Source organism: Alloyangia pacifica (assembly GCF_020524285.1).
In the GTDB taxonomy this organism is placed as follows: domain Bacteria; phylum Pseudomonadota; class Alphaproteobacteria; order Rhodobacterales; family Rhodobacteraceae; genus Salipiger; species Salipiger pacificus_B.
In genome coordinates, this window is the sequence record NZ_JAIVKX010000025.1 from 1 (window position 1) to 24134 (window position 24134).

A 24134-nucleotide genomic window follows, 5' to 3' on the forward strand; every position below is an offset into this window, starting at 1 on the left:
CGCACAACATCTGCCAGCATTTCGGGGAAGCCGAAACCGGTCATCGCGCCGTCGGCGCCGCGGGCCATCTCCTCGGGCAGGAAGACCCCGCCGTTGCCGCAGAGGATCGAGATGCGGCGGCGGCCTTCGGCCTCCGCCTTGCGCAGCTTGCTGATCTTGGCGAGCCCCGGCCAGTCCTCGTGCTTGAGCATGACCACCTGCGGCACGTCGTCGATGATCCGGGCCAGCACCTCGTCGGAGATGTGCACGCCGGTCGACAGCGGGAAGTCCTGCAGCACGATCGGCACGTCATCCCCGAGGGTGCGGGCGACCTGGCCGAAGTAGCCGTGGATCTGCGGGTCGGTCTTCAGGCTGCCGGGCGTCGTCACCATGCAGCCGGCGGCGCCCATGTCCATGACGGCCTTGCCCAGCTCGCCGATGGCGGCGAGGCCCGGCGCCGAGACGCCGACCACGATGGGCTTGCCGGCGGCGCGCTTGATCACCCGCTCGGCGACGGCGCGGCTCTCGGCCTGGGTCAGCTTCGGCGCCTCGCCCATCATGCCGAGGATGGTGAGCCCGTCGGCGCCCCTGTCGAAGTAGAAGTCGACCACCCGGTCGAGGCTGTCCCAGTCGATCTCGCCGCTGTCGGTGAAGGGCGTGACGGAGATGACGTAGACGCCCTTGGCGTCCGAGGTGAGCAGGGTCATGGGGGATCCTCCTTGCAAGAACGGGCGGAACCGCCGCGCCCGAAGGCGCGGCGGCATGGGGTCTTAGGCCGTGACCGGCATCTCGAGCGTTTCGAGGGCGGCGACCGCCCGTGCCATGGCTTCCTCAAGGCGGGCGTCGTCGAGCGCATAAGCCAGGCGCAGGTAGCCCGGGGTGCCGAAGGCCGAGCCCGGCACCACGCCGATGCGACCCGCGGTCAGCAGGAAGTCGGCCACGTCCATGTCTGTCTCGATCACCTTGCCCTCGGGCGTGCGCGCGCCGAAGAGGCCGGTGCAGTCGGGGAAGACGTAGAAGCTGGCGGGCGGGGTCGCGCAGGTGATGCCGGGCATCTTGTCGATAGCCGCCATCACCGTGTCGCGGCGCGCCTTCAGCCGGGCGTTGCGCTCGGGCAGGAAGTCCGCCGGCTCGGTCAGCGCGGCGACGGTGGCCGCCTGCGAGATCGCCGAGGGGTTCGAGGTGCTCTGCGACTGCAGGATGTCCATCGCGCGCACCAGCCATTCCGGCCCCGCCGCATAGCCGAGGCGCCAGCCGGTCATCGCATAGCCTTTCGACACGCCGTTCACCGTCAGGATGCGGTCCGCCAGCTCGGGCGCGACCTTGGCGGGGGTGGCGAAGCTGCCCTCGTGCACCACAAGCTCGTAGATGTCGTCGGCCATGATCAGCGTGTGGTGATCGGCCAGCACGGTGCAGAGCGCCGCGATGTCGGCCTCGGAGTAGAGCGCGCCGGTGGGGTTGTTCGGCGAGTTCAGCAGCACCCACTTGGTCTTCGGGGTCAGCGCCGCGGCCAGCGTCTCGGGGGTGAGCTTCCAGCCGTCCTCGGCGGTGCAGGGGGCGATCACCGGCGTGCCGCCGGCGAGGCTGACCATGTCCGGGTAGCTGACCCAATAGGGCGCGGGGATGATCACCTCGTCGCCCGCGTCCAGCGTCGCCATCAGCGCGTTGAACACCAGCTGCTTGGCGCCGTTGCCGGCGATGATCTGCGAGGGCTTGAAGCTCAGGCCGTTCTCGCGCTCGAACTTGGTGGCGATGGCGGCCTTCAGCTCCGGGGTGCCCGAGCTGGCGGTGTACTTGGTCTGACCGCCGCGGATCGCAGCGATGCCCGCCTCGGCGATGTGCTCGGGGGTGGCGAAGTCGAGCTCGCCCTGTCCGAGGCTGATGATGTCATGGCCCTCGGCCTTCATCTGCTGCAGCTTCAGCGCAAGTTCGATGGTCGGGGAGGGGCGTACGGCCGCCATGCGGCTGGCAAGGTACTGGGTCATGGGTGAGGTCCTGGAATGGCGGCGACGGGCCGTTGAAAAACAGCCCCGCGCCGGGGAGGACGGCGTGGGGCTGAATGGGAGGGATCAGGCGGGGGCGAGCGCGGCGGCGCGACGCGACGCGATATACTGCTCGCGCAGCTCGCGGGTCAGCGCGCCGGGGGCCCCGTCGCCGATCACCTCGCCATCTATGCGCACCACCGGTACGACGAAGTTGGTGGCCGAGGTGATGAAGGCCTCGCGGGCGTCGCGCGCCTCGTCGGGGGTGAAGGCGCGTTCCTCGATCTCGACACCGTGGCGCGCGGCCAGCTCGAGCACCGCGGCGCGGGTCACGCCGGGCAGCAGCGCGTGCGACAGCTCGCGGGTGATGAGCTTGCCGTCCTTGCTGACGATATGCGCGGTGGCGGCGCTGGCCTCTGTGACGAACCCGTCCTCATGGAGCCAGGCGTCGTCGGCGCCGCGCGCCTTGGCTTCCATCTTCGCCATCGACGGGTAGAGCAGCTGCACCGTCTTGATGTCGCGGCGGCCCCAGCGCAGGTCGGGCAGCAGCGCGACCGAGATGCCGGTCTCGGCGGCGCGGTTGACCAGCACGTCCTTGGACTGGGTGAACATCACCAGCGTCGGCTCGGTGCCCTCGGGCGGGAAGGCAAAGTCGCGCTCGGCGACGCCGCGGCTGAGCTGCAGGTAGATCAGGCCGCTTTTCATCTCGTTGCGCGCGACGATCTCGTGATGCGCCACCAGCAGCGCCTCATCGTCGAGCGGCAGGGTCAGGCCAAGCTCGGCGGCGGAGCGGCGCAGGCGCGCGGCGTGGCCGGCGTAGTCGAGCAGCATGCCGTCGAGCACGCAGGTCACTTCGTAGATCGCATCGCCCATGAGGAACGCGCGGTCGAAGATCGACACCTTGGCGTCTTCTTCGGGCAGCCACTGGCCGTTGAGGTAGACAATTCTGGACATGGGATCAGGCTCTTCCGGGGGCAGCAAAGGGGGCGATGGTGACGCCGTTGTCTTCCAGCGACTTGCGCAGGGCGGCGGCGATCTGCGGCGCGCCGGCGGTGTCGCCGTGGATGCAGAGCGTGGCGGGCTCGACCGGCAGGCGCTTGCCGCCGGTGGTCGGGATGCGCTTGTTCAGCACCATCTCGAGCACCTGGTCGGTGCTCTGCGCGATGTCGTGGATCACCGCGCCGGGCTGGCTGCGCGAGGTCAGCTCGCCGGCGTCGGTATAGCTGCGGTCGGCGTAGATCTCGCAAGCGACACGCAGGCCGGCCTTCTCGGCGGCGGTGTAGGTTTCGGAATAGGGCAGCGAGACGTAGACCAGCGACGGGTCAACCGCGGCCACGGCGCGGGCGCAGACGGCGGCGAGCTCCGGGTCGGTCGCCGCCATGTTGCCGAGCGCGCCATGGGTCTTCACGTGGGTCATCGGGTGGCCCTCGGCCTCGGCCATGCCCTGCATCGCGGCGATCTGGTAGATCAGCTGCGCCTCGAGATCCTCGGGCCGCTCGCCCGAGATGCGGCGCCGTCCGAAGCCGAAGAGATCCATGAACGAGGGATGCGCGCCAACCGCCACGCCCGCCGCCTTGGCAAGCTGGATGGTGCGGCGCATGACCACCGGATCACCGGCATGAAAGCCGCAGGCGACGTTGGCGGTTGTCACGGTTTCGAGCATTTTCGCGTCGTCGCCGATGGAATAGGCGCCAAAGCTCTCGCCCATGTCGCAGTTGAGGTCCAAGGTGACCGTCATTCGCTCCCTCCTGGGATCTGGTCGTGGGTCTGGTCTTCCGGCCGCCGAGCGCGCCGGAACAGGTCTGGTGGTTTGCCTGATTGCATTACGGATACAACTGGTATACTGAAAATGCAAGCAAGGCAGAAAAGGTTTTTCGATGAGCATCCAAGCGCATGATCCTGCTGGCAATCCGGGGGCTGCACCGGCCTTTCTGGCGGTGGGCGACTCCGCTCTGGCGGTGCAATTCGGCGAGTCCGTGGACCCCGAGGCGAACCGCCGGGTGATCGCGCTGGCCGAGAGTCTCACCGATTTTCCGCTGCCCGGCGTGCTGGAATGCGTGCCGACCTACCGCTCGCTGCTGGTGACCTATGATCCTGCGCTGCTGCGCGGCGCGGCGCTGGAAGCGGCGCTGGCCGAACGGGTCGCGCAGCTGCAGGTGAGTGCCGAAGCTGCCCGCCGCTGGCACGTGCCGGTGGTCTACGGCGGCGAGGTCGGGCTCGATCTCGAGGATCTCGCGCGCGAGAAGCACCTGACGTCGGAGGAGCTCATCCAGCTGCACAGCGCCGCCGACTTCCGCGTCTACATGATCGGCTTCGCGCCGGGCTTTGCCTATCTCGGCGGACTGCCCGAGGCGCTGCACACGCCGCGCCTGCCGAAACCCCGGATGTCGATCCCGGCGGGCGCCGTCGGCATCGGCGGCCAGCAGGGCAGCATCAACTCGGTGACCGGCCCCTCGGGCTGGCGTTTCGTCGGCTGGACGCCCTGGCGCGCCTTCGATCCCGCCCGCGCCGAGCCGTTCCTCTTTGCCGCCGGGGACCGGCTGCACTTCGTGCCGGTCAGCGCCGCCGAGGGCGCCGAGATTGCGGCGGCCCTCGCCGCCGGAGAGCTGACACCGACGCCGGAGGCCGCACGATGAGCCTGGAAATTCTCAGCACCGGCCCGATGCTCTCGGTGCAGGACCATGGCCGCCACGGCCGCAAGCGCTTCGGCGTGCCCGCCGCCGGGGCGATGGACCGCCCGGCAATGGATCTTGCCAACGCCCTCTGCGGCAACCCGCTGGCGGCCGCCGCGCTGGAGTTCACCGCCATCGGCGGCAGCTTCAAGGCGGGCCGCGCGCTGCGCCTCGCGGTGACCGGCGGCGAGTGCGACATCCGCATCGGCGAGCGCGTGCTGGCCGCCGGCCAGAGCCACGCGGTCGAGGCTGGCGAGGTGGTGAAGATCGGCGCGCTCAAGGGCGCGACCTGGGGCTATATCGCCGTGTCGGGCGGCATCGCCGTGCCCGAGGTGCTGGGCGCCCGCGCCACGCACCTGCGCTTTGCCCTCGGCGGCGTCGAGGGGCGCGCGCTGCAGGCCGGTGACCTGCTGCCGCTCGGCGAAGAGGACGACGACGGCCTCTGCCTGCGCCCGCGCGATCCCGCGCCCCGCCCCGGCCCGATCGCGCCAGAGCGGCCGATCCGCATCGTGCTCGGTCCGCAGGACGACTATTTCGCCCCCGAGATCCTCGCGCAGCTCGAAACCGCCCGCTTCCGCATCTCGCCGCAGCGCGACCGCATGGCGATGGTGCTGGACGGCCCGGCGCTGCCCGCCGCGCGCGGCCATGACATCGTCTCGGACGGCATCGTGTCGGGCGCGATCCAGGTGCCCTCGTCAGGCCAGCCGATGGTGCTGATGGCCGACTCGCAGACCACCGGCGGCTATCCGAAGATCGCCACGGTGATCTCGGCCGACCTGCCGCGGCTCGCGCAGCTTCCGACCGGCGCCGAGATGCGCTTCGAGATCGTCAGCCGCGACGTCGCCGAGGACATCCTGCTCGCCGAACGGGCACGGCTGCGCGAGGTTCTGGCGTCGCTGGTACCGGCGACCGGGATGATGCTCAGCTCCGGCTTTCTGCTGTCGTGCAACCTGGCGGGCGGTATTGTCGAGCCCGAGGCCGTGATGGGCCGGGATCTGGAACTGTCGGAGGACACGGCGGCATGAGCGGCAAGAACCTTGCAGCGACCGCGTATCGCGAACTGATACGGCGCATTCTCGAGGGCGAGTTGAAGCCCGGCGACACGCTGCAGGAGACCCACCTCTGCGCCGATCTGGAGATGTCGCGCACGCCGGTGCGCGAGGCCATCGCGCGGATCCGCAGCGAGGGGCTGGCCGAGCAGTCCGGCCGCTTCATGCGGGTGCGCCGGATCAGCCCCGAGGAGGTCGACGAGATCTTCTTCCTGCGCCGGGCGCTGGAGCCCTCCGCCGTGCGCGCCGCCACCGGGCGGCTGCTGCCGCAGCAGATCGACACGCTCGAGGCCGAGGTGCGTGCGCTCATGCAGAAGGGGCCGGGCGAGGACGACCTGCAATGGCACGTCGACCAGAGCTTCCACGCGACCATCGCCGTCGCCGCCGGCAACACCGCCGCGGCCAAGGTCATCCACGACCTGCACAGGCGCACCTGCATCTTCGACCACCGCGTCGTGCCCGAGCGTTTCCTGCGCGGCTGCGAGGAACACCTCGCCATGCTCGCCACGATGCGCGCCGGCCAGCCGGAGGAGGCCGCCGCCCTCATGGGCGCGCATCTCGACCACGCCCGCGACGCCATCTTCGTGCACCTTGGCAAGGTGCAGCCCGCTCTTACCGAAAAGGCCCTCCGGACATGAAATGCCTCATCGTTCAGCCCGTGCATGACGCCGGGCTCGCCCTCCTGCGCAGCCACGGCATCGAACCGGTTCCCTGCAGCGGCACCGATGCCGCCGGCATCGCCCGCTCGGTGCGGGGCTGCGATGCCGCGATCACCCGCGACGCCGGCTTCCCGCGCGAGGCCTTCGAGGCCGCCGACCGTCTGCGCGCCGTGGTGGTGCATGGCACCGGCCACAATGCCGTCGACAAGGAGGCCGCGATCGAGCGCGGCGTGATGGTCGCCAACACCCCCGGTGCCAACGCGCAATCGGTGGCAGAGCTGACCCTCGGCCTTGCGCTGGCGCTGGCGCGCGGCGTCACCGGCGCCGACCGCTGGGAACGCGCCGGCACGCCGGGCTTCCGCGAGTCGATCAGCTTCCGCGAGCTCACGGGCAAGACCGTGATGGTCGTCGGCTGGGGCAGCATCGGCAGCCGCTTCGGGCAGATGGCCGCCGCCGCCTTCGGCATGAAGGTGCTGGTGCACTCGCCGCGCGCGCGGGACATCGGCGGCTTCACCCGCGTGGACAGCCTCGAGGACGGGCTGACGCAGGCCGACCTCGTGACCCTGCACACGCCGCTGCGCCCCGAGACCCACCACATGTTCAACGCCACGCGGTTCGCCGCGATGAAGCCCGGCGCGCAGCTGGTCAACGTGGCCCGGGCAGAGCTGGTCGACGAGGCCGCGCTGGCCGAGGCGCTGGCCAGCGGCCAGTGCGGCGGCGCGGCGCTCGACGTCTACAGCCATGGCGCGGGCACCGGCCCGCTGGCGGACTTCTCCAACGTGATCTTCACGCCGCACCTTGGCGGCACCACCGAGGAGGCGCTGCGCCGGGTCGCCCTGGGCGCGGCGGGCCACGTTGTCACCGCGCTAACCGGCGGCGTGCCCGAAACCGTGCTGACCCCGGCGCTTCCGAAACAGACCGAAAAGGCAGGCGCATGACCGAGACGCTGACCAATCCGCCGCGCGCGCTCATTGCCGAGACCCTCTCGCGCGTGCTCGCCCGCGTGAACGCGATCACCGAAGGCGGCCCGGGCTGGACCCGGCCCTCCTACAGCCCGCTGGAAAGCGAGGCCCACGCGGTGATCGAGGACGAGGCGAGCGCCCTCGGCTGCGAGATCCGTCGCGATGCGGCGGGCAACCTCTTTGCCACGCTGCCGGGCCGTGACCGCACCGCCACGCCGCTCTACATCGGCTCGCATCTCGACACGGTCAGCCAGGGCGGCGCCTACGACGGGCAGGCCGGTGTCATCGGCGCGCTGGCGGTGATCGCCGCGCTGCGCGCCGAGGGGATCACCCCGGCCTCCGACATCGTGCTGACGGTAACCCGCGCCGAGGAAAGCGTCTGGTTCCCGGTCTCCTACGCCGGCTCGCGCGCCGGGCTGGGCCGCCTCAACCCCGAGGATTTCGAGGCCAGGCGCTCCGACACCGGCCTGTCGCTGGCCGAGCACCTGAAAATGGAAGGCTTCGACCCCGAAGCGGTCCGCAGCATCGTGCCGCCCGCCCCGGCGCGCTTCCTCGAGTTCCACATCGAGCAGGGGCCCGTGCTGCACGAGGTTGGCGAGTCCTATGCCATCGTCGACGCGGTGCGCGGCGGGCTGCGCTACCGCAACGCGCAGGTGCATGGCACCTGGGCGCATTCCGGGGGCGCGCCGCGCGCCAGCCGCGCCGATACGGTGGTGGCCATGGCCGATCTCATCCTCGCGATGGATGCTGTCTGGGCGCGGATGCTCGACGCGGGCCACGATCTGACGGTCACCTTCGGCAAGCTCGACGCCGCATCGCCGCAGCACGCCATGGCCAAGGTACCGGGCCACGCGGGCTTCTGCCTCGACCTGCGCTCCGACGAGGTGGCGTCGCTGCAAGAGGCCGACGCGGCGCTGCAGGCCGAGATCGCCCGCATCGAGGCCGCCCGTCCCGGCATCCGCTTCGAGCTCGGCGAGCAGAGCCGCTCGGCCCCGGCGCGGCTGTCGGAACCCATGGCACGGTTCGTCGCAAAGGGCGCCGCGCTGCAAGGCGACAGCCCGCGCCGCATGCTCTCGGGCGGCGGCCATGACGCCGCGGCCTTCGGCGCCGCCGGCTGGGACAGCGTGATGGTCTTCATCCGCAACTGGAACGGCAGCCACTGCCCCGAAGAGGCGATGGACGAGGCCGATCTCGCCCGCGCCGTCGCGGCGGTGTTCCTCGCCATCGTGCAGGAGAGCGCCGGATGAGCGGAGCTACGCTGGCCGAAACCGCCTATGCCCGGCTGCGCGACGACATCGTCGCGGGCCGCATCCCCGCCGAGACGGTGCTCTCGGAGCGTGCGCTGACCGAGACGCTCGGGGTGTCGCGCACGCCGCTGCGCGCGGCAATCTCGCGGCTCGAAAGCGAGGGCATGGTCGACCGGCTCAGCAATGGCGTCGTGCTGGTGCGCTCGGTGACGGTGGAACAGCTGCTGCAGATCGTGCAGCTGCGGCAGAAACTCGAGGCCGCCGCCGCGGGCCGCGCCGCCGGGTTCGGCGCGAGCGCGGAACTGCTGGAGATCCGCGCGCAGATGCAGGCCATCGTCGACGGCGCACCGGTCACCTTCGACGCCTTCTGGGAGGCCGACGGCGCCTTCCACCGCGCCATCGCCCGCGCCGCCCGGCTCGACCTGCTGCCCGCCATCCTCGACGAGCAGCGCGGCATCGCCCGGCGCTGCTCGCTGACCCGCACCTATGACACTTTCGTCGATCAGGCCCGCGAGCACGTCGAGATCATCGACGCCGTCGCCGCGCATGACGCGGAACTCGCCGCGGCCCGCATGGCCGGGCATTTCGATCACGTCCGGGCGCGCTTCCTCGGCACGTTCAACGCTTCCTGAGGACTCCAAGACCGCATGAACAAGACCCTGCACACCCCCGCCGCCTTCGCCGGCAGCGCCGCCGTCTTTCCCGCCGAGGAATTCCGCGCCCGCGCCGCGGCACTGCAGGCGCGGATCCGCGCCGAGGGCGCCGACGCGCTGCTGCTGACCGGCCCCGAGAACATCTTCTGGACCGCCGGGCGGCAGACCGCCGGCTACTTCGCCTTCCAGGCGCTGCTCATGCCCGCCGAGGGCGAGCCGGTGCTGCTGGTGCGCCAGCTCGAGGAAACCGGCGCCCGCGCCGATGCCTGGTTCGACACCATCCACACCTGGCAGGACGGCCAGGACCCGGCGGCGGCGCTGGCCGCGCTGGTGCGCGCGCAGGGCGTGCAGCGGCTGGCGGTCGAGCGCTCGGGCTGGTTCGTCAGCCCCGACATGATGGGCCGGATCGAGACCGCGCTGACCGGGCTCTCGCTGCTCGACGGCTCGGGCTGGACCGAGACGCTGCGCGCGGTGAAATCGCCGCGCGAACTGGCCGCGCTGCGGCTGGCGGCGGGCTACGCCGAGGCCGGCATGGCCGCCGCGATCGAAGCCTGCCGCGCCGGGGCCAGCGAGAACACGGTTGCCGCCGCGATGACCGCCGCCGCCATCGAGGCCGGGTCCGAGGCCATGGCGATGGAGCCGCTGGTCAGCTCCGGGCCGCGCTCGGGCATCCCGCACGCCACCTGGCGGCGGCGCCTGCTCGAAGAGGGCGACGGCGTCTTCCTCGAGCTCGCCGCCAGCCATGACCGCTACCACGCGGCGCTGATGCGCTCGGTCTGGATCGGCACCCCGCCCGAGACCGCGCAGCGGATGATGGACACGGCGCTGCGCGGCCTTGATGCGGCGCTGGCCGCGTTGCGCCCCGGCGTGCCCTGCAGCGCCCCGCACGAGGCCGCGCAAGAGGTCATCGACGCCGCCGGCTTCACCGCCGCCTTCCGCAAGCGCGCGGGCTATTCGATGGGCGCGGCCTTTGCCCCCGACTGGGGCGAGGGTGCGATCCTGTCGCTCTTCACCGGCGTCGAGACGCCGCTGCAGCCGGGCATGGTCTTCCACCTGCCCATCACCCTGCGCGACTACGGCCGCTTCACCGTGGGCGTTTCGGAAACGGTGATCGTCACCGAATCCGGCGCCGAGCCGCTGTCGTCGCTGCCCCGCCAGATCACCCTTCGCTGACCCACCTAAGACCCCCAAGACAATGGAACGCACCATGAAATCTCTTTTCCACCTCGCGATTCACGTCAAAGACCTCGACGAGACCCGCGCCTTCTACGGCGACGTCCTCGGCTGCGAGGAAGGCCGTTCGACCGACACCTGGGTCGATTTCGACTTCTTCGGCCACCAGCTCTCGCTGCACCTGGGCGAGCCCTTCCCCGTCACCCGCACCGGCAAGGTCGGCGAGCACATGGTGATGATGCCGCACATGGGCGCGGTGCTGCGCCTCGACGACTGGCTGGCGCTGGCCGACCGCCTCGCCGAGAAGGGCATCGCGTTCGACATCCCGCCGGTCATCCGCTTCGAGGGCGAGCCAGGCGAGCAGCGCACGATGTTCTTCTTCGATCCGTCGGGCAACCCGATCGAGATCAAGGGGTTCAAGGATTTCGACGGCCTCTTCGCCGCCTGATCCGACCCCCTGCCCGAAACCGCGAAGCCCCCGGCCAAATGGCCGGGGGCTTCTTCATGTCCGGATCTCCCGTGAGTGGTGGCTGCGGGGCCTCAGCCCCGCATGAGATCCGGCACGATGCTGACGATCTGCGGGAACAGCGCGATCAGGAAGACGAAGGCCGCCATGATCAGGAAGAACGGCATGGTCGCGCGGGTGATCTTGCCGATGCTGTCGCCGGTGAGGCGTTGCAGCACGGTCAGGTTGAAGCCCACCGGCGGCGAGATCTGCGCCATCTCGACGACGATCACGATGAACACGCCGAACCAGATCTTGTCGTAGCCCGCGGCCTCGACCAGCGGCAGGGTGATGGGCAGCGTCATGACGATGATCGCCAGCCCCTCCATCACCATGCCGAGCAGGATGTAGAACACCAGCAGCACGGCGATCAGCGCCAGCGGCGACAGTCCCCAGCCGTTGATCACCCCGGCGATGTAGCGCGGCAGGCCGAGATAGCCGATGGCGGTCGACAGGAACATCGCGCCGACCATGATGAGGCCGATCATCGCGCTGTTCTCGGCGGCCTGGCGGGCGGCGGCGAGCAGCCCCTTGAGGTCGAGCTTGCGCTGCGCGAAGCCGATCACCATGGCGCCGATGACCCCGGCGGCCGCGGCCTCGGTCGGCGAGGCGATGCCGCCGTACATCGAGCCGATGACGAAAACGATCAGCAGCAGCAGCGGGCCGAGATCGGTCAGCGCGCGCAGCTTGTCCATCAGGCTCGAGGGCGGCGGCGCCTCGCCGATGGCCTCGGGCGAGAGCTTGGCGCGGATGCCGATGTAGCCCATGTAGGCGACCGCCAGCAGCGCGCCGGGCAGGATGCCGGCCATGAACAGGCGCAGGATCGATTCCTCGGCCATCACGCCGTAGATGATCATGATGGTCGAGGGCGGGATCAGGAAGCCGAGCGTGCCGGCCCCGGCCAGCGAGCCGATCACCAGGTTGCGGTCGTAGCCGCGCTTGAGCAGCTCGCCCGCGGTGATCCGGCCGACGGTGACGGTGGTCGCCGCCGAGGAGCCGCAGACCGAGGCGAAGAGCGTGCAGCCCAGCACGTTGATATGGGTCAGCCGGCCCGGCACGCGGCGCAGCCAGGGCGTCAGCCCGGTGAACAGCGAGGCCGAGATATTGGTGCGGAACAGCACCTCGGCCATCAGGATGAACAGCGGCAGCGCCAGCAGCTCGGGCGAGGACAGAACGTTCCACGACTGCTGCGCCAGCAGCTTTACGAAGGGCATCTGCGGGCGGAACAGCGCGATCATCGCCACACCGGTGGCGACCAGGCCGAGGCCGATCCACAGGCCCGAGCCCAGCAGCAGGACCAGGATCCCCATGAGGGAGGTTGCAATTTGGGTCATCGCGGCGCCTTTCGGGACGGGTGTTTGACGGGGGAGGGGCTCATTCGATCGCCGCGCCTTCGGCCAGCCGCTCGCCGCGGCCCAGGCGCAGAAGCTGCGCAAGGCACTGCAGCGTCAGGATGATCGCGCCGAGCGCCACGAGGCTCTGCGGCCAGACCAGCGGCGTGCGCATGACCGTGGCCGAGGTCGAGCCGCGCTGGAACGACAGGTAGGCCATCTCGGTCAGCGCCCAGGCCAGCGCGGCGCAGGCGGCGAGACCGACGAGGCAGGCGCCGAATTCCAGAAGCCGCGAGAGCGGCCGCGGCACGCTCTCGAGCACGGCGGTCACCCGCACATGCGCGCCCCTGCGCAGCGCGTCGGCCGAGCCCAGCATGAAGGCGGCGCCCATGGCGTAGGCGGAATAGTCCCAGGAGAACGCCATCGACCTGCCGAGCAGGTTCCGCGAGAGGATCTCGGCGGTGATCATCACCAGGATTGCCAAAAGCGCGAGGCCGGCGATCAGGTTGCCGGCCCGCGTCAGCGCGTCGATGGGCGCGATGAGCGCCTCGAACCGACCGGGCTGACTTGGGGAGGGGCTGTGGTCAGGGGCGTTCGCCATCGTTCTGTGCCTTCTGCCAGCTTCAGGGGGAAGCAAGGGGCCGGGCCCGCCTGGGCCCGACCCGATCTGTCACTCTCCGCGGACGGCGAGGTAGTTGTCGATCACCGGGGCCACTTCGGGCACGCGCTCCTTGAAGGCGTCCCAGAGCGGGCGCGCCGCCTCGAGCAGCGCTTCCTGCAGTTCCGGCGAGGGCGACGACACGGTCATGCCGTTTTCCTTCAGCGTGGCGATCTTGCTGGCGTCCTCATTGGCCGAGTTCAGCCAGAACTGGCCCTCGAGCTCGGCGGCAACCTCCTCGATCGCCTGCTGGTCCTCGGGGTCGAGGGCGTTCCAGCTGTCGAGGTTGACCGTGACGATGTTCGACGAGGACTGCCAGTTGAAGGTGTTCATGTTGTCCATGAACTCCCAGAAGGCACCGTCGACGCCCGAGGAGGACGAGGTGGTCACGCCCTTGATGGTGCCGGCGGCCAGCGAGGGCACGACCTCGCCCCAGGGCATTTGCAGCGGCGCGGCGCCAAGCGCGTTGAAGAAGGCGTCGCCGTTAGCGTCGACCACGCGGATGGTCAGGCCCTCGAGGTCGGCCAGCGTCTCGATCGGCTCCGGCGAATAGACCGCCTGGCCCGGCCACGGCACCATATAGAGCAGCTTCTGGTTCATGTCCTCGGCGATGCTCTCGATCACCGGGCGGTAGAACTTGTGCAGCAGCGCCAGGTCGGGAAGCGTCGGCGCGAGGTAGGGCAGGGTCTCGACACCCAGCGCCGGGTTCTCGCCGACCTGCTGGCTCATCAGGATGTCGGCGATCGGAACCAGCCCGTCGCGCACGGCGGCCATGCCTTCCGGCCCCTTGATGCCGAGCGCGCCGCCCGAGTGCACGGTGATCTGCACGTCACCGTCGGTGGCGTCGCTCACCTGCTCGGCGAAGGCCATCGCGTTCTGGGTGTGGAAGTTGCCTTCCGGCCAGACGACGGACATGTCCCAGCTCGTCTGAGCGGCGACGGCCGACCCCAGGGCCATGCCCAGCGTCGCGATGCTGATGCCAATTCCATGTTTCATGTGTCGAACCCCTGTTGGCGTTTTTTCAGAAGGACCGCGCGCGGCGATCTGCAGGAGTTTCAGTATACCACTAGTATCCGTAAGAAAGGGAGTCGCGATGAGAAACACCGCCCCAGACACGCGGCGCACATATATTCATCATAATTCAGGGGTGGAGATCGCCAAATAGCCGGATTGTGTCTCTCGGCAGAGCAGAGGACAGCGCAAGCCTTCCCCGCGCGCCAAAAACACCGCCCCAAGGATGGGACGGCGGGCGCGGCCACTGCACGGACCTGATCGGGACTGATGCGGATTGATGCGGGCGCCCGCTGCGGGATCGGAGCGGGGCTATTCCCCGATCAGCAACAGCTCGGCGGTGATGCAGATGCGGTTCTCGTGCGGGCACAGCACGCCGGTCATCGGCACCCCGTCGAACCCCACCGACGCGGCATTGAGAATGACGCTCTCGCCGGTCAGCCGCCCGGCGCGCAACAGAACTTCGGTGGCGTAGCTCTCGAGCCGTCCCTGCGCGAAGCTGGTGTTGACGAGGCTACCGATCCCCTCGATCCGCGCCCGGCCAAGCGCGGCGCCCGCCTGCGCCAGCAGCGCGTGCGGATCGCCATTGGGGCGCAGGGTGCACAGAAGGGCGGGGGCGCCACCCTGCGCCGCCTCCTGCGGACGCGGGGTGAAGAGGTCGAAGCCAGTCTCCGGGTCCGGGGCAACCTCGAGCGCTGCCCCGGCAAGGCCCCAGCCGGTGACGACCGCATCCTCGGACAGCACGGAATCGGGGCTCAGCAGGTGCCCCATCCTCCGGTCTCCCTCGGGCTCGGACCAGAGGCCGTGGCAATGCAGGAAGGGCGCGCCGTCCTTGCATCCAAGGTGCAGCCCCGCCTCGGCGATCACCGCCGGCTCGAGCACATGGGTGCGGCTGTACCAGGCCGCGCGCCCGTCGCCGGGGGCGGGCGCGGGGATGACGTAGCAGAGCCGCGCGAGTGCCACCTGCGACAGCCGCAGGTAGCCCGCCGAGAAGCCGGCCTCGGCAAAGCCCCGCACCACCGCCTGCTCGACGCTCATCCCCGCGGCCAGCCGCAGCGCCACCGGATGCGCGCGGCAGGGCAGGGCGGTGAAGCGCGCCTCGGCCCGCGGGCCGGGATGGCTAAGAGTCTGCAGCGGGATCATTGCGCGGCGCTCTCCTTCCGGGCGGGCACCTTCTGATCCGGCGCTTCGGGCAGATCGCCGCGGGCGATCAGCTCTTCGCGGATCATCTTCTTGGTGATCTTGCCGTAGGCGCTCTTCGGCATCTCCTCCCAGAACACCACGTGGCGCGGCAGCTTGTAGCGGGCGATCTTCGGCCCCAGCCAGTCGAGCAGCGCCTCGGGTGCCACGCACGCGCCGCGCGCCACGCAGACCGCGACGCCGATCTCGCCCCACACCGGGTCGGGCATGCCGAGCACGGCAACCTCGGATATCTCGGGGTGCAGCAGGATCTTCTCTTCGATCTCGCGCGGATAAATGTTCGACCCGCCCGAGATATACATGTCCGAGGCGCGGCCGGTCAGGTAGACGAAGCCCTCGGCGTCCATGTGCCCCAGATCGCCGGTGAGGAACCAGCCGCCCCGGAAGCTCTTGGCGTTGGCCTCGGGGTTGTCGAAGTAGCCGGCGAAAACGGCAGGGCCGATGACGGCGATCTCGCCGGTCTCGCCCGGCGCGACCTCCTTGCCCTCGGCGTCCTGGATCTGCACCTGCATGCCGGTGCGGGCAAAGCCGCAGGAGCCGATGCGCATGGCGCTGTCGTCGACCGAATGATGCGCGGGCGGCAGCACGGTGATATTGCCGGTGACCTCGCCAAGCCCGAAATATTGCACCAGCTTCGGCCCCAGCACCTCCAGCGCGCGCACCTGATCGGCGCGGTACATGGGTGCGCCCGCGTAGATCATGTAGCGCAGGCTGGAATAATCATGGTCGTGCACCGAGGGGTGCTCGACCAGCAGCTTGACGATGGTCGGCACGGTGAAGAGGTTGGTGACCTTCCATTTGGCGACCAGCCCCCAGATCTCGTCCGGGTCGAATTTGGCCCCTGCGGGCAGGATCGTCTTCACCCCATGCGCCACCTGCGCCAACTGGTGGATGCCCGCGCCATGCGACAGCGGCGCCACGACGATCGAGGCATCCTCGGGCCCGGTGCCGGGCATCAGGTCGCACAGGTGGTTGGTGACGACAAAGGCCATCTGGCCGTGGGTCAGAACCGCCGCCTTGGGCCGCCCGGTGGTGCCGGAGGTGAAGAAAAACCAGCAGGGATCGTCGCGCTGCACCTCCGCCTGCGGCGGGTGCTGGCCGAGGTGCTCGGCAACCAGCGCCTCGTAGCTCTCCCCGAGCCCGTCGCCAATGCCGATGGTGAAGCCAAGGCCCTCGCAGGCCGCCGCATGCCCTGGGAAAGTGGCCTCGCAGAGCATCCCCTTGGCCTGCGAGCTCTGCGCGAGGAAGGCAATATCCTCGGGCGACTGGCGGAAGTTGGCGGGCACCCAGACCGCGCCGATGCGCCAGCAGGCGAACATCGCCTCGAACATCTGGTTGTTGTTCGCCGATTGCACCAGCAGCCGGTCGCCCTTCTTCAGCCCGAACTTGCCCGACAGCGCGGCGGCGAAGGCAGCCGAGCGCGCCTCCATCTCGGCCCATGTCCAGCTCTGCGCGCCCCAGACGAAGCCCACGTCCTGCGGGTGTCGCCGGGCGCTCTCGGTCAGGAAGTTGGCAAGGTTCATCACCCGCGTCGAGACGGGGGGCATTCCGCCGGAGAGGTCGATGGCGCCGGCGCTCATTTCACGCGCTCCAGGATCGACACGTAGTTGGTCACCGCCGCGCCGCCCATGTTGAACACGCCCGCGATCTCGGCGCCGGGGATCTGCATCTCGCCCGCGTCCCCGGCAAGCTGCATCGCCGCCATCACGTGCAGCGACACGCCGGTGGCGCCGATGGGATGGCCCTTGGACTTCAGCCCGCCCGAGGCGTTGACCGGCAGCTTGCCGTCCTTGGCGGTGATGCCCTCGCGGATCACCCGCCCGCCATCGCCGCGCTCGGCAAGGCCCATGGCCTCGTATTCCAGCATCTCGGCGATGGTGAAGCAGTCGTGGGTCTCGACCAGCGACAGGTCATCCAGCGTGAGCCCCGAGGTCTCGAAGGCCTGCGCCCAGGCCCGGCGGGCGCCGGCGAATTCCAGCACGTCGCGGCGCGACAGCGCCATGATCTCGTTCACGTGGCTGCGGGCGCGGAAGGCGATGGCGCGCTTCATCTCGGCCGCGGTCTCGGGATCGGCGAGCACCAGCACCGCCGCCCCGTCTGACACCAGCGAGCAGTCGGTGCGCCGCAGCGGCCCCGCGACGATCGGGTTCTTGTCCGATACGGTGTTGCAGAAGGCGGTGCCGAAATCCTTGCGCATATGCGCCAGCGGGTTGGCCATGCCGTTCGAATGGTTCTTGGCGGCGATCATCGCCAGCTCTTCGCTCTTGTCGCCGTAGCGCTGGAAATAGCTGCCCGCGATCTGCCCGAAGAGCCCGGCGAAGCCGCCGCTGATGTCCGCTTCTTCCTTGCAATAGCTGGCGCCCAGAAGGATATCGCCGACCTCGGCCGTGGGGGTGGCGGTCATCTTCTCGGCGCCCACCACCAGCGCGATGCGGCCGCGCCCGGCGGCGATGAAATCCATCGCGCCATGCAGGGCGGCGGACCCGGTGGCGCAGGCGTTCTCGTAGCGGGTGGCGGGGGTATGGGCGAAACGCGCGTCGCCCATGGCCACCAGCGCGCCCTGAAAATCCTGCTGCGAGAAGCCGTTGTTGAACACGCCGGTGAAGATGCCGTCGACGTCCTCGGGGGTGATCCCGGCGTGCTCCAGCGCCTCGCTCACGGCGGCGGCCATCAGGCTTTCGGTGTCGGGGTGCTCGGATTTGCCAAAGGGCGTGTGGCCCCAACCGACGATCTGTGGGTCTCGCATCATGTCCTCCTCAAATGCGGGTGCGCGCGGCGTAGAGCTGCGCGAGCGTGCCTTCTATCTCCTGCGCCGCCGCCTTGAGCTGCGCCAAAAGCTCCTCCCGGCGCGGCTGCTGCATGCGGCTTTCGATGGCGGCCAGCGACAGCGCGCCGGCCAATGCGCCGTCCGGGCGTCGCAGGGCGACGCCCATGCCCCATGAGTCGGGAAACACCAGACCGGGGTTCAGCGCGTAGCCCTTGGCCCGTGTCTCGGCGACCCGGGCGCGAATCTGCTCCGGCGGCAGGCCGGGGTAGTCCTCCTCCAGCCGCGCGGCATTGGCGGCGAGGGCGGCCTCGACCTCTGTGTCGGGCAAGGCGGCAAGCATCGCCAGCGAGCCCGCGCCAACGCCCAGCGGGTGCAGCCGCCCGGTCATCAGCGCGTAAGTGCGGATCGGATAGGTGCCTTCCTCGCGGTGCAGGCAGAGAGAGGAGAAACCGCGCCGGATCGACAGGAAGGCGGCGTCCCCGGTGTCCTGCGCCAGCCGCGCGAGGGTTTCGAAGGACAGTTCCAGAAGCCCGTGGCGATGTGCGGCGAAGGTCCCGAGAATATAGGATTCTTCGCCGAGGAAGTAGCGCCGGCTGTCCTCGTTCTGCTCGACCATGCCGTTGCGGATCAGCGCCAGCATCAGGCGGCGGACGGTGGGCTTGTTGAGACCGGACTCGGCGACCAGCTCGCCAAGGCTCGCGCCATCGAGCGGGCGGCGCCCGACCATTCCGAGCAGCGCCAGCGCGCGGTCGACGCTCTGGCTGCCTGCGAGGGCACCGTTTTCTGCCTTCACCTGTTCCATAATATGGACCTTCTACGGCCCGCCTCCTCCCACGAGACTTCGCAAAGTTGCCCGCAATATTTTGTTCCTTTCACAATATTGCAAGTTCTTCTTGTCCGTGGCAATGAAACTGTTCCATGATGTGGATCGTCAGGCGGGGCAGGGAGGCCGCGCGGGACGAGGGCGAAGACGGCCCGAAGACTCTGGGAGGACAGAATGACTTTCGCGAAACTGGGCAGCACTGCCCTGGCAACCGTGCTTGCGGGCGCGATGATGGTCGGCGCGGCTGCCGCCGAGACCCTGCGCCTGTCGCACAACACCGGGGACACCACGACCTGGCAGAAGGGCGCCGACAAGTTCGCCGAGCTGCTGTCGGAGACGACCGGCGGTGACCTGACCGTGCGGGTCTTCCCCAATGCCCAACTCGCCGGCGGCGACCAGATGCGCCAGGCCGAGATGGTCGGCCGCGGCGCGCTCGATCTGGTGGTGACCTCGGCGATCAACGTGACCCCGCTGGTGCCCGAGATGGCGGCCTTCTCGCTGCCCTATCTCTATGCCGATTACGCGCAGGTCGATGCCACCACGCAGGGCGCGCCGGGCGAACAGCTCGCCGCGATCCTCGCCGAGAAGGGCATCATCGTGCTGGCCTGGGGCGAAAACGGCTTCCGCGAGGTGACCAACAACACCCGCCCGGTGAAGACTCCCGAGGACATGAAGGGCCTCAACATGCGGGTCGCCGGCCCGATGTACATCGACGTGATGAACGCGCTCGGCGCCAACCCGCAGCAGATGCAGTGGGGCGAGACGATGACCGCGCTGCAGCAGGGCGTGGTGGATGGTCAGGAAAACCCGATCGGCGCGGTGATCATCCCGCAGCAGGTCTACGAGGTGCAGAAATACCTGACCACCTGGCATTATTCCTACGACCCGATTTTCATCGGCATCAGCCAGAAGAAATGGGACAGCTATGACGCCGAGACCCAGGACAAGCTGAAGACCGCCGCGACCGAGGCCATGAGCTACCAGCGCGAGATCAGCCGCGAGGCCACCGCCACCGGCATCGACTTCCTGCGCGAGAAGGGCATGGAGGTCTACGAGCCGTCGGCCGAGGAGCTGGCCGCCTTCAAGGAAGCCACCCAGCCCGCCTTCGACGAATGGGCGGCCAAGGTCGGCCCCGAGCTGGTGCAGAGCTTCCAGACCGCCATCGACGGCGCGAAGTAACGCCCGCAACACGGCGTGTCCCCGCGGGGACACGCGCTTCGTTCCGCTGACACTCGCCTGCTGATCCAAGGGAGGGGCAATGGCCTTCATCCTGCGCGAGGCCGAGAAGATCATCTGCGCGGTGCTCTTCCTGGCCATGACCTTTCTCGGCTTTGCCAATGTGGTGGTGCGCTACGGCACGCATTACTCGCTGGCCGCCACCGAGGAGCTGCTGACCAACGGCTTCCTGCTGCTCACCATCTTCGGCGCCGCCATCGCGGCGCGGCGCGGCGAGCACCTGGCCGTGGGCCTCGTGCACGACCTGCTGCCGCGCCCGGCGCGGCGGGTGGTCTTTGCGCTGTCGGTGCTGGCCTCGGCGCTGCTGCTGGTTCTCTCGGCGTGGTTCTCCTGGCAGGCGATGACCAACATGATGGGCAACGGCATGCGCTCTTACGGGCTGCAGATCCCCGCGTGGTACTATCAGGCCGCGGTGCCCTTCGGCTTTGCGTTGGTGCTGGTGCGCTACCTGCAGCACGCCTGGGTGGTCTGGCGCACCGGCGAGGATCACGAGGTCATCCCCGATGTATGACCTGATCCCCGGACTTCCCGCAGGCACCGAGATGGTGATCCTGTTCTTCATCCTGCTGGCGCTGCGCGTGCCGGTGGCCTTCTCGCTCGGTCTCTCGGCGCTCTACGCCATGTGGCAGATCGGCTTCGGCCTCGAGCTGGCGGGCGATCTCATCGCCACCGGCATCACCAAGTTCTCGTTGCTGGCCATTCCCTTCTTCATCCTCGCGGGCACGCTCATGGGCTCGCTGGGCATCGCCGAGCGGATGATCCGCTTCTTCCGCGTGCTGATCGGCGGCACCCCCGGCGGCATGGGCGTGGTCGGCACCACCGTGTGCCTGTTCTGGGGCGCGGTGAGCGGCTCCGGCCCGGCCTCGGTCGCCGCCATCGGCCCGATGATCATCAAGGGCATGGAAGAGGACGGCTATCCGAAACCCTACGCCGCGGGCCTTGTCTGCACCGGCGCGGCGCTGTCGATCGTCATCCCGCCGTCGATCGGGCTGGTGATCTACGGGGTGATCGCCGAGACCTCGATTTCGCACCTCTTCCTCGCCGCCATCCTGCCCGGTCTCTTCATGGGCGGCATGATGCTCCTGACGCTGCCCTTCGCCAAGCCGAGGGCCGGAGATGCGCCGTCGCTGGAAAAGCTGAGCCCTACGCGGCACGCCGACAGGTCCTACGGCGCGCGCCTGTGGCTGTCGTTCAAGGAAAGCTTCTGGGGCCTGATGACGCCGGTCGTCATCCTCGGCGGCATCTACTCGGGCATCTTCACCCCGACCGAGGCCGCGCTGGTCGCCACGGTCTACGCGCTGCTGGTCGGCGGGCTGATCTACCGCACGCTGACCCTCTCCGGCCTCTACGCCTCGCTCTGCAATGCCGCCGCCTCCTCGGCCACCGTGATGCTCGTCGTCGCCTATGCCAGTCTCTTCGGCTGGGTGGTGACGGTGGAGGATCTGGTCGGCAGCTACTCGGGCGCGCTGCTCGGCCTGTCGGGCAACGAGGCGGTGATCCTGCTGGTCATCATGCTGATCCTGCTGATCGCCGGGATGTTCATGGACGCGGTGACGGTGATGTTCATCTGCCTGCCGATCTTCATGCCGGTGGTGCGCGAGCTGGGCTGGGATCCGGTCTGGTTCGGCGTGCTGGTCATGGTCAACCTCGCCATCGGGCTGATCACCCCGCCGGTGGGCATCAACCTCTACGTCGCCGCCAATGTCACCCGCCTGCCGATCGAGCGCGTCGCCCGCGGCGCGCTGCCCTTCCTGCTGGTCTGCGTGATCGGGCTGGCGGTGATCGGCGCCGTTCCGCAACTCTCTCTCGGCCTGCTCGGCCCCGCCAACTGAGGAGTATCCCATGACCGAAAAGACCGCCCAGAAGACAGCCATCGTCACCGGCGCCGCACGCGGCATCGGGCTTGCCACGACCAAGCAGTTCCTCGCCGAGGGTCGCCGCGTGGCGATGATCGACCGCGACGCCGAGGTGCTGATGGCCGAGGCCGGGCCGCTCGAGAACGTGCTGCCGGTGGTCTGCGACGTCTCGCAGCCCGAGCAGGTGGCGGCGATGATCGACGAGGTGGCCGAAAAGTTCGGCCGCATCGACGCGCTGGTGAACAACGCCGGGGTCGCCGATTTCGGCCCCATCGAGGAGACCACCTTCGAACGCTGGCGCACCGTGATGGCGACCAACCTCGACGGCGTCTTCCTGTGTTCGCAAGCGGCGGTGCCGCACCTGAAGCAGGTGCAGGGCGCCATCGTCAACATCGCGTCGATCTCCGGCCTGCGCGCCTCGACGCTGCGGGTGGCCTATGGCACCTCCAAGGCCGGGGTGATCCAGCTCACGCAGCAACAGGCGGCGGAGCTGGGCGAATACGGCATCCGCGCCAACTGCGTTGCGCCCGGCCCGGTGCGCACGAAACTCGCGATGGCGGTGCATTCGCCCGAGATCATCGCGGCCTATCACGACGCCATCCCGCTCAACCGCTACGGCTCGGAGGACGAGATCGCCTCGGTGATCGTTTTCCTGTGCACGGAGAAGGCGAGCTACGTGACCGGCCAGACCATCGCCTCGGACGGCGGTTTCCAGTCCACCGGCGTCGGCCTGCCGGCGTTGCGCGTCTGATCCTGGCGGGACCAGTCGGGAGGTGGCAATCGCATTGCGCTCGCCTGGACAGATCTGTCGCGCGCACGTGCTCGGTGCAGGGACTGGAGGTCTGATCGTGCCTGTGTCTTCACCGGCACGAAGCGCATAGTCGGACGCGTCGCAGCTTCAGCGATCGCCTCTGCATCACGGTCATCGTTCTTCTGAGCTTTTACGTAGGGCTGGACATATTCAGGTGACATCAGGCGCACCTCGTGCCCAAGCTCCGCGAAGACCCGGCCGAGATGATGCGCCCCGCAACAAGCCTCCATCGCGACCATACAGCCGGGATGCTTCCCAACTGTCTCGACGAGACCAGAACGGCTCGCCCGCTTTCGAAAGACCAGGCGCCCTGTTTCATCCATTCCTGCCAAGCTGCAGGAGTTCTTGCCGAGATCAATTCCGATGACCGATACCTTCATTGCTTTCTCCCTCTCCTTCGATGCCAGGAGGATACCTCAAGGGCGGTGAAGGGTGGGCCATCCTATAATCGGCATCGGGCGAGCCATGGCCATCGGTGCAGAACTGATGCTGTTCGACGGGCCGACCTCTGCGCTCGACCCGGAGTGGGTGGGTGATGTGCTCGACCTGATGCGCTGGGTTGCCGAGCGCAAACAGAACATGCTGATCGTTACCCACGAGATGCAGTTCGCCCGCGAGATAGCCGACCGCGTGATCTTCATGCATGACGGCAAGATCGTCGAGGCAGGGGCGCCCTAGCAGGCTTTCGGGGCGCCGAAGGACGCGCGGCTGCAGCGGTTCCTTAGATGCCTGTCGCACTAGGTCCATCCGGCGAAGTTTCGGAAGCGCTTTTTACGGTGGCCCAAGCGTGACCTTCGGCGGCATGGACCTCAGCTGTGTCCTGGTTCCCGTGGCATGACTTTGACCCCAGCGATCGACGCCGTATTGCCGATATGGGTGCGCATCGCCTCCGCCGCCGCTGGGCCGTCGCCCGCCGTGAGGGCGGCAAAGATGGCGTGGTGCTCGGAGATCGAGGCCTCCATGCGCGAGACCTCCGTGTTCGGGATCGGGACTCGCTGGCTCTCGCTCAGCACGTCATGGATCGATTGGTAGAACATCCGAAGCATGGCGTTCGGACAGGCATCCGCGATCAGCGAGTGGAAGGTGAGGTCGGCCTCGACATGCGCCAGCAAATCGCCGTTTCGCCAGGCCACCTCGAAGGTGCGTGCGGCTTCGGCAAGTTCCTCCAGTCGAGCTTTGGTCATCACCGGGGCGGCGAGCCGGCACATCTCGCACTCGATGACGAGCCGGGTCTGGAAGACCTCGGTGATCGAGAAGCGAGCGTCGTGGCGCCAGTTCTGCCCGGCCTTGGGCGCCTGTGTGCCCTCGCCCCTGACGAAGGTGCCGCGCGCGGGCAGGGTGCGGATCAGCCCGAGCGTTTCGAGCGTCAGAAGCGCCTCGCGCAGTGAGGCCCGAGAGACGCCGAGCCGCTCCGACAGGATGCGCTGCGAGGGAAGCTTGGCATCGGGCGGGAATTCGCCGCTGCGGATCATCTCCTGGATCCGGCGCGTGACGACCTCCGTGACCGGCAGCTTTCCATAGTCCTCTTCCATCGCTCCGTCCTCGAATTGAGCAGTCCCT

The 24134-nt window shown here is 68.9% G+C and carries 24 protein-coding genes and 2 pseudogenes; 13 read left to right on the forward strand and 13 right to left on the reverse strand.

Going from position 1 to position 24134, the window contains the following annotated elements; translation table 11 throughout:
- The 4 genes from LC039_RS25360 to LC039_RS25375 form a co-directional block, all read right to left on the reverse strand.
- Positions 1 to 686, reverse strand: a 686-nt coding sequence (locus tag LC039_RS25360) for a dihydrodipicolinate synthase family protein (protein WP_226629423.1), incomplete at its 3' end; no start/stop codon positions are given.
- Between the two features lie 63 nt (positions 687 to 749).
- Positions 750 to 1964 (reverse strand): pyridoxal phosphate-dependent aminotransferase, encoded by a 1215-nt coding sequence (locus tag LC039_RS25365; RefSeq protein ID WP_226629425.1) that lies wholly within the window; start codon positions 1962 to 1964, stop codon positions 750 to 752.
- 84 nt (positions 1965 to 2048) lie between these two features.
- Complete coding sequence (locus LC039_RS25370; RefSeq protein ID WP_226629427.1) at positions 2049 to 2915, reverse strand: D-amino-acid transaminase; 867 nt, start codon at positions 2913 to 2915, stop codon at positions 2049 to 2051.
- A 4-nt stretch (positions 2916 to 2919) separates the two neighbouring features.
- Entirely contained in the window at positions 2920 to 3699 is a 780-nt protein-coding gene (locus tag LC039_RS25375; protein WP_226629428.1) for a LamB/YcsF family protein, read from the reverse strand.
- Positions 3700 to 3838: 139 nt separating this feature from the next.
- On the opposite strand from LC039_RS25375, the gene pxpB reads away from it, so the two are divergent.
- Genes pxpB through LC039_RS25415 form a run of 8 tightly spaced genes read left to right on the forward strand, consistent with a single transcriptional unit; the run spans position 3839 to position 10824 of the window.
- On the forward strand, positions 3839 to 4597 hold the full coding sequence (gene pxpB, locus LC039_RS25380) for a 5-oxoprolinase subunit PxpB (protein ID WP_226629431.1): 759 nt from the start codon (positions 3839 to 3841) through the stop codon (positions 4595 to 4597).
- The gene (locus LC039_RS25385) at positions 4594 to 5658 is read left to right on the forward strand and encodes a biotin-dependent carboxyltransferase family protein (RefSeq protein WP_226629433.1); all 1065 of its coding nucleotides are present in this window, start codon (positions 4594 to 4596) and stop codon (positions 5656 to 5658) included. Before pxpB ends, LC039_RS25385 begins: the two co-directional genes overlap by 4 nt.
- Positions 5655 to 6320, forward strand: coding sequence for a GntR family transcriptional regulator (locus LC039_RS25390; protein ID WP_226629435.1), 666 nt, complete (start codon positions 5655 to 5657; stop codon positions 6318 to 6320). Before LC039_RS25385 ends, LC039_RS25390 begins: the two co-directional genes overlap by 4 nt.
- A complete protein-coding gene (locus tag LC039_RS25395) occupies positions 6317 to 7279 on the forward strand; it encodes an NAD(P)-dependent oxidoreductase (RefSeq protein ID WP_226629437.1) in 963 nt (320 codons plus the stop codon). The genes LC039_RS25390 and LC039_RS25395 overlap by 4 nt, the downstream gene beginning before the upstream one ends.
- Entirely contained in the window at positions 7276 to 8550 is a 1275-nt protein-coding gene (locus LC039_RS25400; RefSeq protein WP_226629443.1) for a hydantoinase/carbamoylase family amidase, read from the forward strand. Before LC039_RS25395 ends, LC039_RS25400 begins: the two co-directional genes overlap by 4 nt.
- On the forward strand, positions 8547 to 9182 hold the full coding sequence (locus LC039_RS25405; protein ID WP_226629445.1) for a GntR family transcriptional regulator: 636 nt from the start codon (positions 8547 to 8549) through the stop codon (positions 9180 to 9182). The genes LC039_RS25400 and LC039_RS25405 overlap by 4 nt, the downstream gene beginning before the upstream one ends.
- 15 nt (positions 9183 to 9197) lie before the next feature.
- A complete protein-coding gene (locus LC039_RS25410) occupies positions 9198 to 10376 on the forward strand; it encodes a M24 family metallopeptidase (RefSeq protein WP_226629446.1) in 1179 nt (392 codons plus the stop codon).
- 34 nt (positions 10377 to 10410) lie between these two features.
- Positions 10411 to 10824, forward strand: coding sequence for a VOC family protein (locus LC039_RS25415; RefSeq protein ID WP_226629448.1), 414 nt, complete (start codon positions 10411 to 10413; stop codon positions 10822 to 10824).
- A 92-nt stretch (positions 10825 to 10916) separates the two neighbouring features.
- Here LC039_RS25415 and LC039_RS25420 read toward each other — a convergent pair whose 3' ends face one another.
- From LC039_RS25420 to LC039_RS25450, 7 genes are all read right to left on the reverse strand, one after another.
- The gene (locus LC039_RS25420) at positions 10917 to 12215 is read right to left on the reverse strand and encodes a TRAP transporter large permease (protein ID WP_226629450.1); all 1299 of its coding nucleotides are present in this window, start codon (positions 12213 to 12215) and stop codon (positions 10917 to 10919) included.
- A 40-nt stretch (positions 12216 to 12255) separates the two neighbouring features.
- A complete protein-coding gene (locus tag LC039_RS25425) occupies positions 12256 to 12813 on the reverse strand; it encodes a TRAP transporter small permease subunit (RefSeq protein WP_226629452.1) in 558 nt (185 codons plus the stop codon).
- Between the two features lie 69 nt (positions 12814 to 12882).
- On the reverse strand, positions 12883 to 13866 hold the full coding sequence (locus LC039_RS25430; protein WP_226629453.1) for a TRAP transporter substrate-binding protein: 984 nt from the start codon (positions 13864 to 13866) through the stop codon (positions 12883 to 12885).
- 327 nt (positions 13867 to 14193) lie between these two features.
- Positions 14194 to 15024 carry a hypothetical protein gene (locus tag LC039_RS25435; protein ID WP_226629455.1) on the reverse strand — a complete coding sequence of 277 codons (831 nt, stop codon included), beginning with the start codon at positions 15022 to 15024 and terminating at the stop codon, positions 14194 to 14196.
- On the reverse strand, positions 15021 to 16661 hold the full coding sequence (locus LC039_RS25440; RefSeq protein ID WP_226629456.1) for an acyl-CoA synthetase: 1641 nt from the start codon (positions 16659 to 16661) through the stop codon (positions 15021 to 15023). Before LC039_RS25440 ends, LC039_RS25435 begins: the two co-directional genes overlap by 4 nt.
- Positions 16658 to 17827 (reverse strand): acetyl-CoA acetyltransferase, encoded by a 1170-nt coding sequence (locus tag LC039_RS25445; protein ID WP_226629458.1) that lies wholly within the window; start codon positions 17825 to 17827, stop codon positions 16658 to 16660. The genes LC039_RS25440 and LC039_RS25445 overlap by 4 nt, the downstream gene beginning before the upstream one ends.
- A gap of 10 nt (positions 17828 to 17837) precedes the next feature.
- Positions 17838 to 18650, reverse strand: coding sequence for an IclR family transcriptional regulator (locus LC039_RS25450; RefSeq protein WP_226629460.1), 813 nt, complete (start codon positions 18648 to 18650; stop codon positions 17838 to 17840).
- A 195-nt stretch (positions 18651 to 18845) separates the two neighbouring features.
- On the opposite strand from LC039_RS25450, the gene LC039_RS25455 reads away from it, so the two are divergent.
- The 4 genes from LC039_RS25455 to LC039_RS25470 all read left to right on the forward strand — a co-directional run bounded on the left by LC039_RS25455 (position 18846) and on the right by LC039_RS25470 (position 22514).
- The gene (locus LC039_RS25455; protein WP_226629461.1) at positions 18846 to 19850 is read left to right on the forward strand and encodes a DctP family TRAP transporter solute-binding subunit; all 1005 of its coding nucleotides are present in this window, start codon (positions 18846 to 18848) and stop codon (positions 19848 to 19850) included.
- Between the two features lie 79 nt (positions 19851 to 19929).
- The gene (locus LC039_RS25460) at positions 19930 to 20418 is read left to right on the forward strand and encodes a TRAP transporter small permease (RefSeq protein WP_226629462.1); all 489 of its coding nucleotides are present in this window, start codon (positions 19930 to 19932) and stop codon (positions 20416 to 20418) included.
- Positions 20411 to 21739: a TRAP transporter large permease gene (locus LC039_RS25465; protein WP_226629465.1), complete on the forward strand. Its 1329-nt coding sequence runs from the start codon at positions 20411 to 20413 to the stop codon at positions 21737 to 21739. Before LC039_RS25460 ends, LC039_RS25465 begins: the two co-directional genes overlap by 8 nt.
- Before the next feature lie 10 nt (positions 21740 to 21749).
- On the forward strand, positions 21750 to 22514 hold the full coding sequence (locus LC039_RS25470) for an SDR family NAD(P)-dependent oxidoreductase (RefSeq protein WP_226629467.1): 765 nt from the start codon (positions 21750 to 21752) through the stop codon (positions 22512 to 22514).
- 65 nt (positions 22515 to 22579) lie between these two features.
- Here LC039_RS25470 and LC039_RS25475 read toward each other — a convergent pair.
- A pseudogene (locus tag LC039_RS25475) lies at positions 22580 to 22954 on the reverse strand (IS110 family transposase); the annotation flags it as partial.
- A 67-nt stretch (positions 22955 to 23021) separates the two neighbouring features.
- Between LC039_RS25475 and LC039_RS25480 the strand changes: the two are divergent.
- Positions 23022 to 23252: pseudogene (locus LC039_RS25480) on the forward strand (amino acid ABC transporter ATP-binding protein); the annotation flags it as partial.
- Positions 23253 to 23383: 131 nt separating this feature from the next.
- Here LC039_RS25480 and LC039_RS25485 read toward each other — a convergent pair.
- On the reverse strand, positions 23384 to 24106 hold the full coding sequence (locus LC039_RS25485) for a FadR/GntR family transcriptional regulator (protein ID WP_226629469.1): 723 nt from the start codon (positions 24104 to 24106) through the stop codon (positions 23384 to 23386).
- Positions 24107 to 24134: the final 28 nt, after the last annotated feature.

Excerpts from the sequence above, each read along its gene's own strand:
- LC039_RS25365 (WP_226629425.1), bottom strand. The coding sequence starts at position 1,964 with ATGACCCAGTACCTTGCCAGCCGCATGGCGGCCGTACGCCCCTCCCCG.
- LC039_RS25370 (WP_226629427.1), bottom strand. The coding sequence starts at position 2,915 with ATGTCCAGAATTGTCTACCTCAACGGCCAGTGGCTGCCCGAAGAAGAC.
- LC039_RS25375 (WP_226629428.1), bottom strand. The coding sequence starts at position 3,699 with ATGACGGTCACCTTGGACCTCAACTGCGACATGGGCGAGAGCTTTGGC.
- pxpB (WP_226629431.1), top strand. The coding sequence starts at position 3,839 with ATGAGCATCCAAGCGCATGATCCTGCTGGCAATCCGGGGGCTGCACCG.
- LC039_RS25385 (WP_226629433.1), top strand. The coding sequence starts at position 4,594 with ATGAGCCTGGAAATTCTCAGCACCGGCCCGATGCTCTCGGTGCAGGAC.
- LC039_RS25390 (WP_226629435.1), top strand. The coding sequence starts at position 5,655 with ATGAGCGGCAAGAACCTTGCAGCGACCGCGTATCGCGAACTGATACGG.
- LC039_RS25395 (WP_226629437.1), top strand. The coding sequence starts at position 6,317 with ATGAAATGCCTCATCGTTCAGCCCGTGCATGACGCCGGGCTCGCCCTC.
- LC039_RS25400 (WP_226629443.1), top strand. The coding sequence starts at position 7,276 with ATGACCGAGACGCTGACCAATCCGCCGCGCGCGCTCATTGCCGAGACC.
- LC039_RS25405 (WP_226629445.1), top strand. The coding sequence starts at position 8,547 with ATGAGCGGAGCTACGCTGGCCGAAACCGCCTATGCCCGGCTGCGCGAC.
- LC039_RS25410 (WP_226629446.1), top strand. The coding sequence starts at position 9,198 with ATGAACAAGACCCTGCACACCCCCGCCGCCTTCGCCGGCAGCGCCGCC.
- LC039_RS25415 (WP_226629448.1), top strand. The coding sequence starts at position 10,411 with ATGAAATCTCTTTTCCACCTCGCGATTCACGTCAAAGACCTCGACGAG.
- LC039_RS25420 (WP_226629450.1), bottom strand. The coding sequence starts at position 12,215 with ATGACCCAAATTGCAACCTCCCTCATGGGGATCCTGGTCCTGCTGCTG.
- LC039_RS25425 (WP_226629452.1), bottom strand. The coding sequence starts at position 12,813 with ATGGCGAACGCCCCTGACCACAGCCCCTCCCCAAGTCAGCCCGGTCGG.
- LC039_RS25430 (WP_226629453.1), bottom strand. The coding sequence starts at position 13,866 with ATGAAACATGGAATTGGCATCAGCATCGCGACGCTGGGCATGGCCCTG.
- LC039_RS25435 (WP_226629455.1), bottom strand. The coding sequence starts at position 15,024 with ATGATCCCGCTGCAGACTCTTAGCCATCCCGGCCCGCGGGCCGAGGCG.
- LC039_RS25440 (WP_226629456.1), bottom strand. The coding sequence starts at position 16,661 with ATGAGCGCCGGCGCCATCGACCTCTCCGGCGGAATGCCCCCCGTCTCG.
- LC039_RS25445 (WP_226629458.1), bottom strand. The coding sequence starts at position 17,827 with ATGCGAGACCCACAGATCGTCGGTTGGGGCCACACGCCCTTTGGCAAA.
- LC039_RS25450 (WP_226629460.1), bottom strand. The coding sequence starts at position 18,650 with ATGGAACAGGTGAAGGCAGAAAACGGTGCCCTCGCAGGCAGCCAGAGC.
- LC039_RS25455 (WP_226629461.1), top strand. The coding sequence starts at position 18,846 with ATGACTTTCGCGAAACTGGGCAGCACTGCCCTGGCAACCGTGCTTGCG.
- LC039_RS25460 (WP_226629462.1), top strand. The coding sequence starts at position 19,930 with ATGGCCTTCATCCTGCGCGAGGCCGAGAAGATCATCTGCGCGGTGCTC.
- LC039_RS25465 (WP_226629465.1), top strand. The coding sequence starts at position 20,411 with ATGTATGACCTGATCCCCGGACTTCCCGCAGGCACCGAGATGGTGATC.
- LC039_RS25470 (WP_226629467.1), top strand. The coding sequence starts at position 21,750 with ATGACCGAAAAGACCGCCCAGAAGACAGCCATCGTCACCGGCGCCGCA.
- LC039_RS25485 (WP_226629469.1), bottom strand. The coding sequence starts at position 24,106 with ATGGAAGAGGACTATGGAAAGCTGCCGGTCACGGAGGTCGTCACGCGC.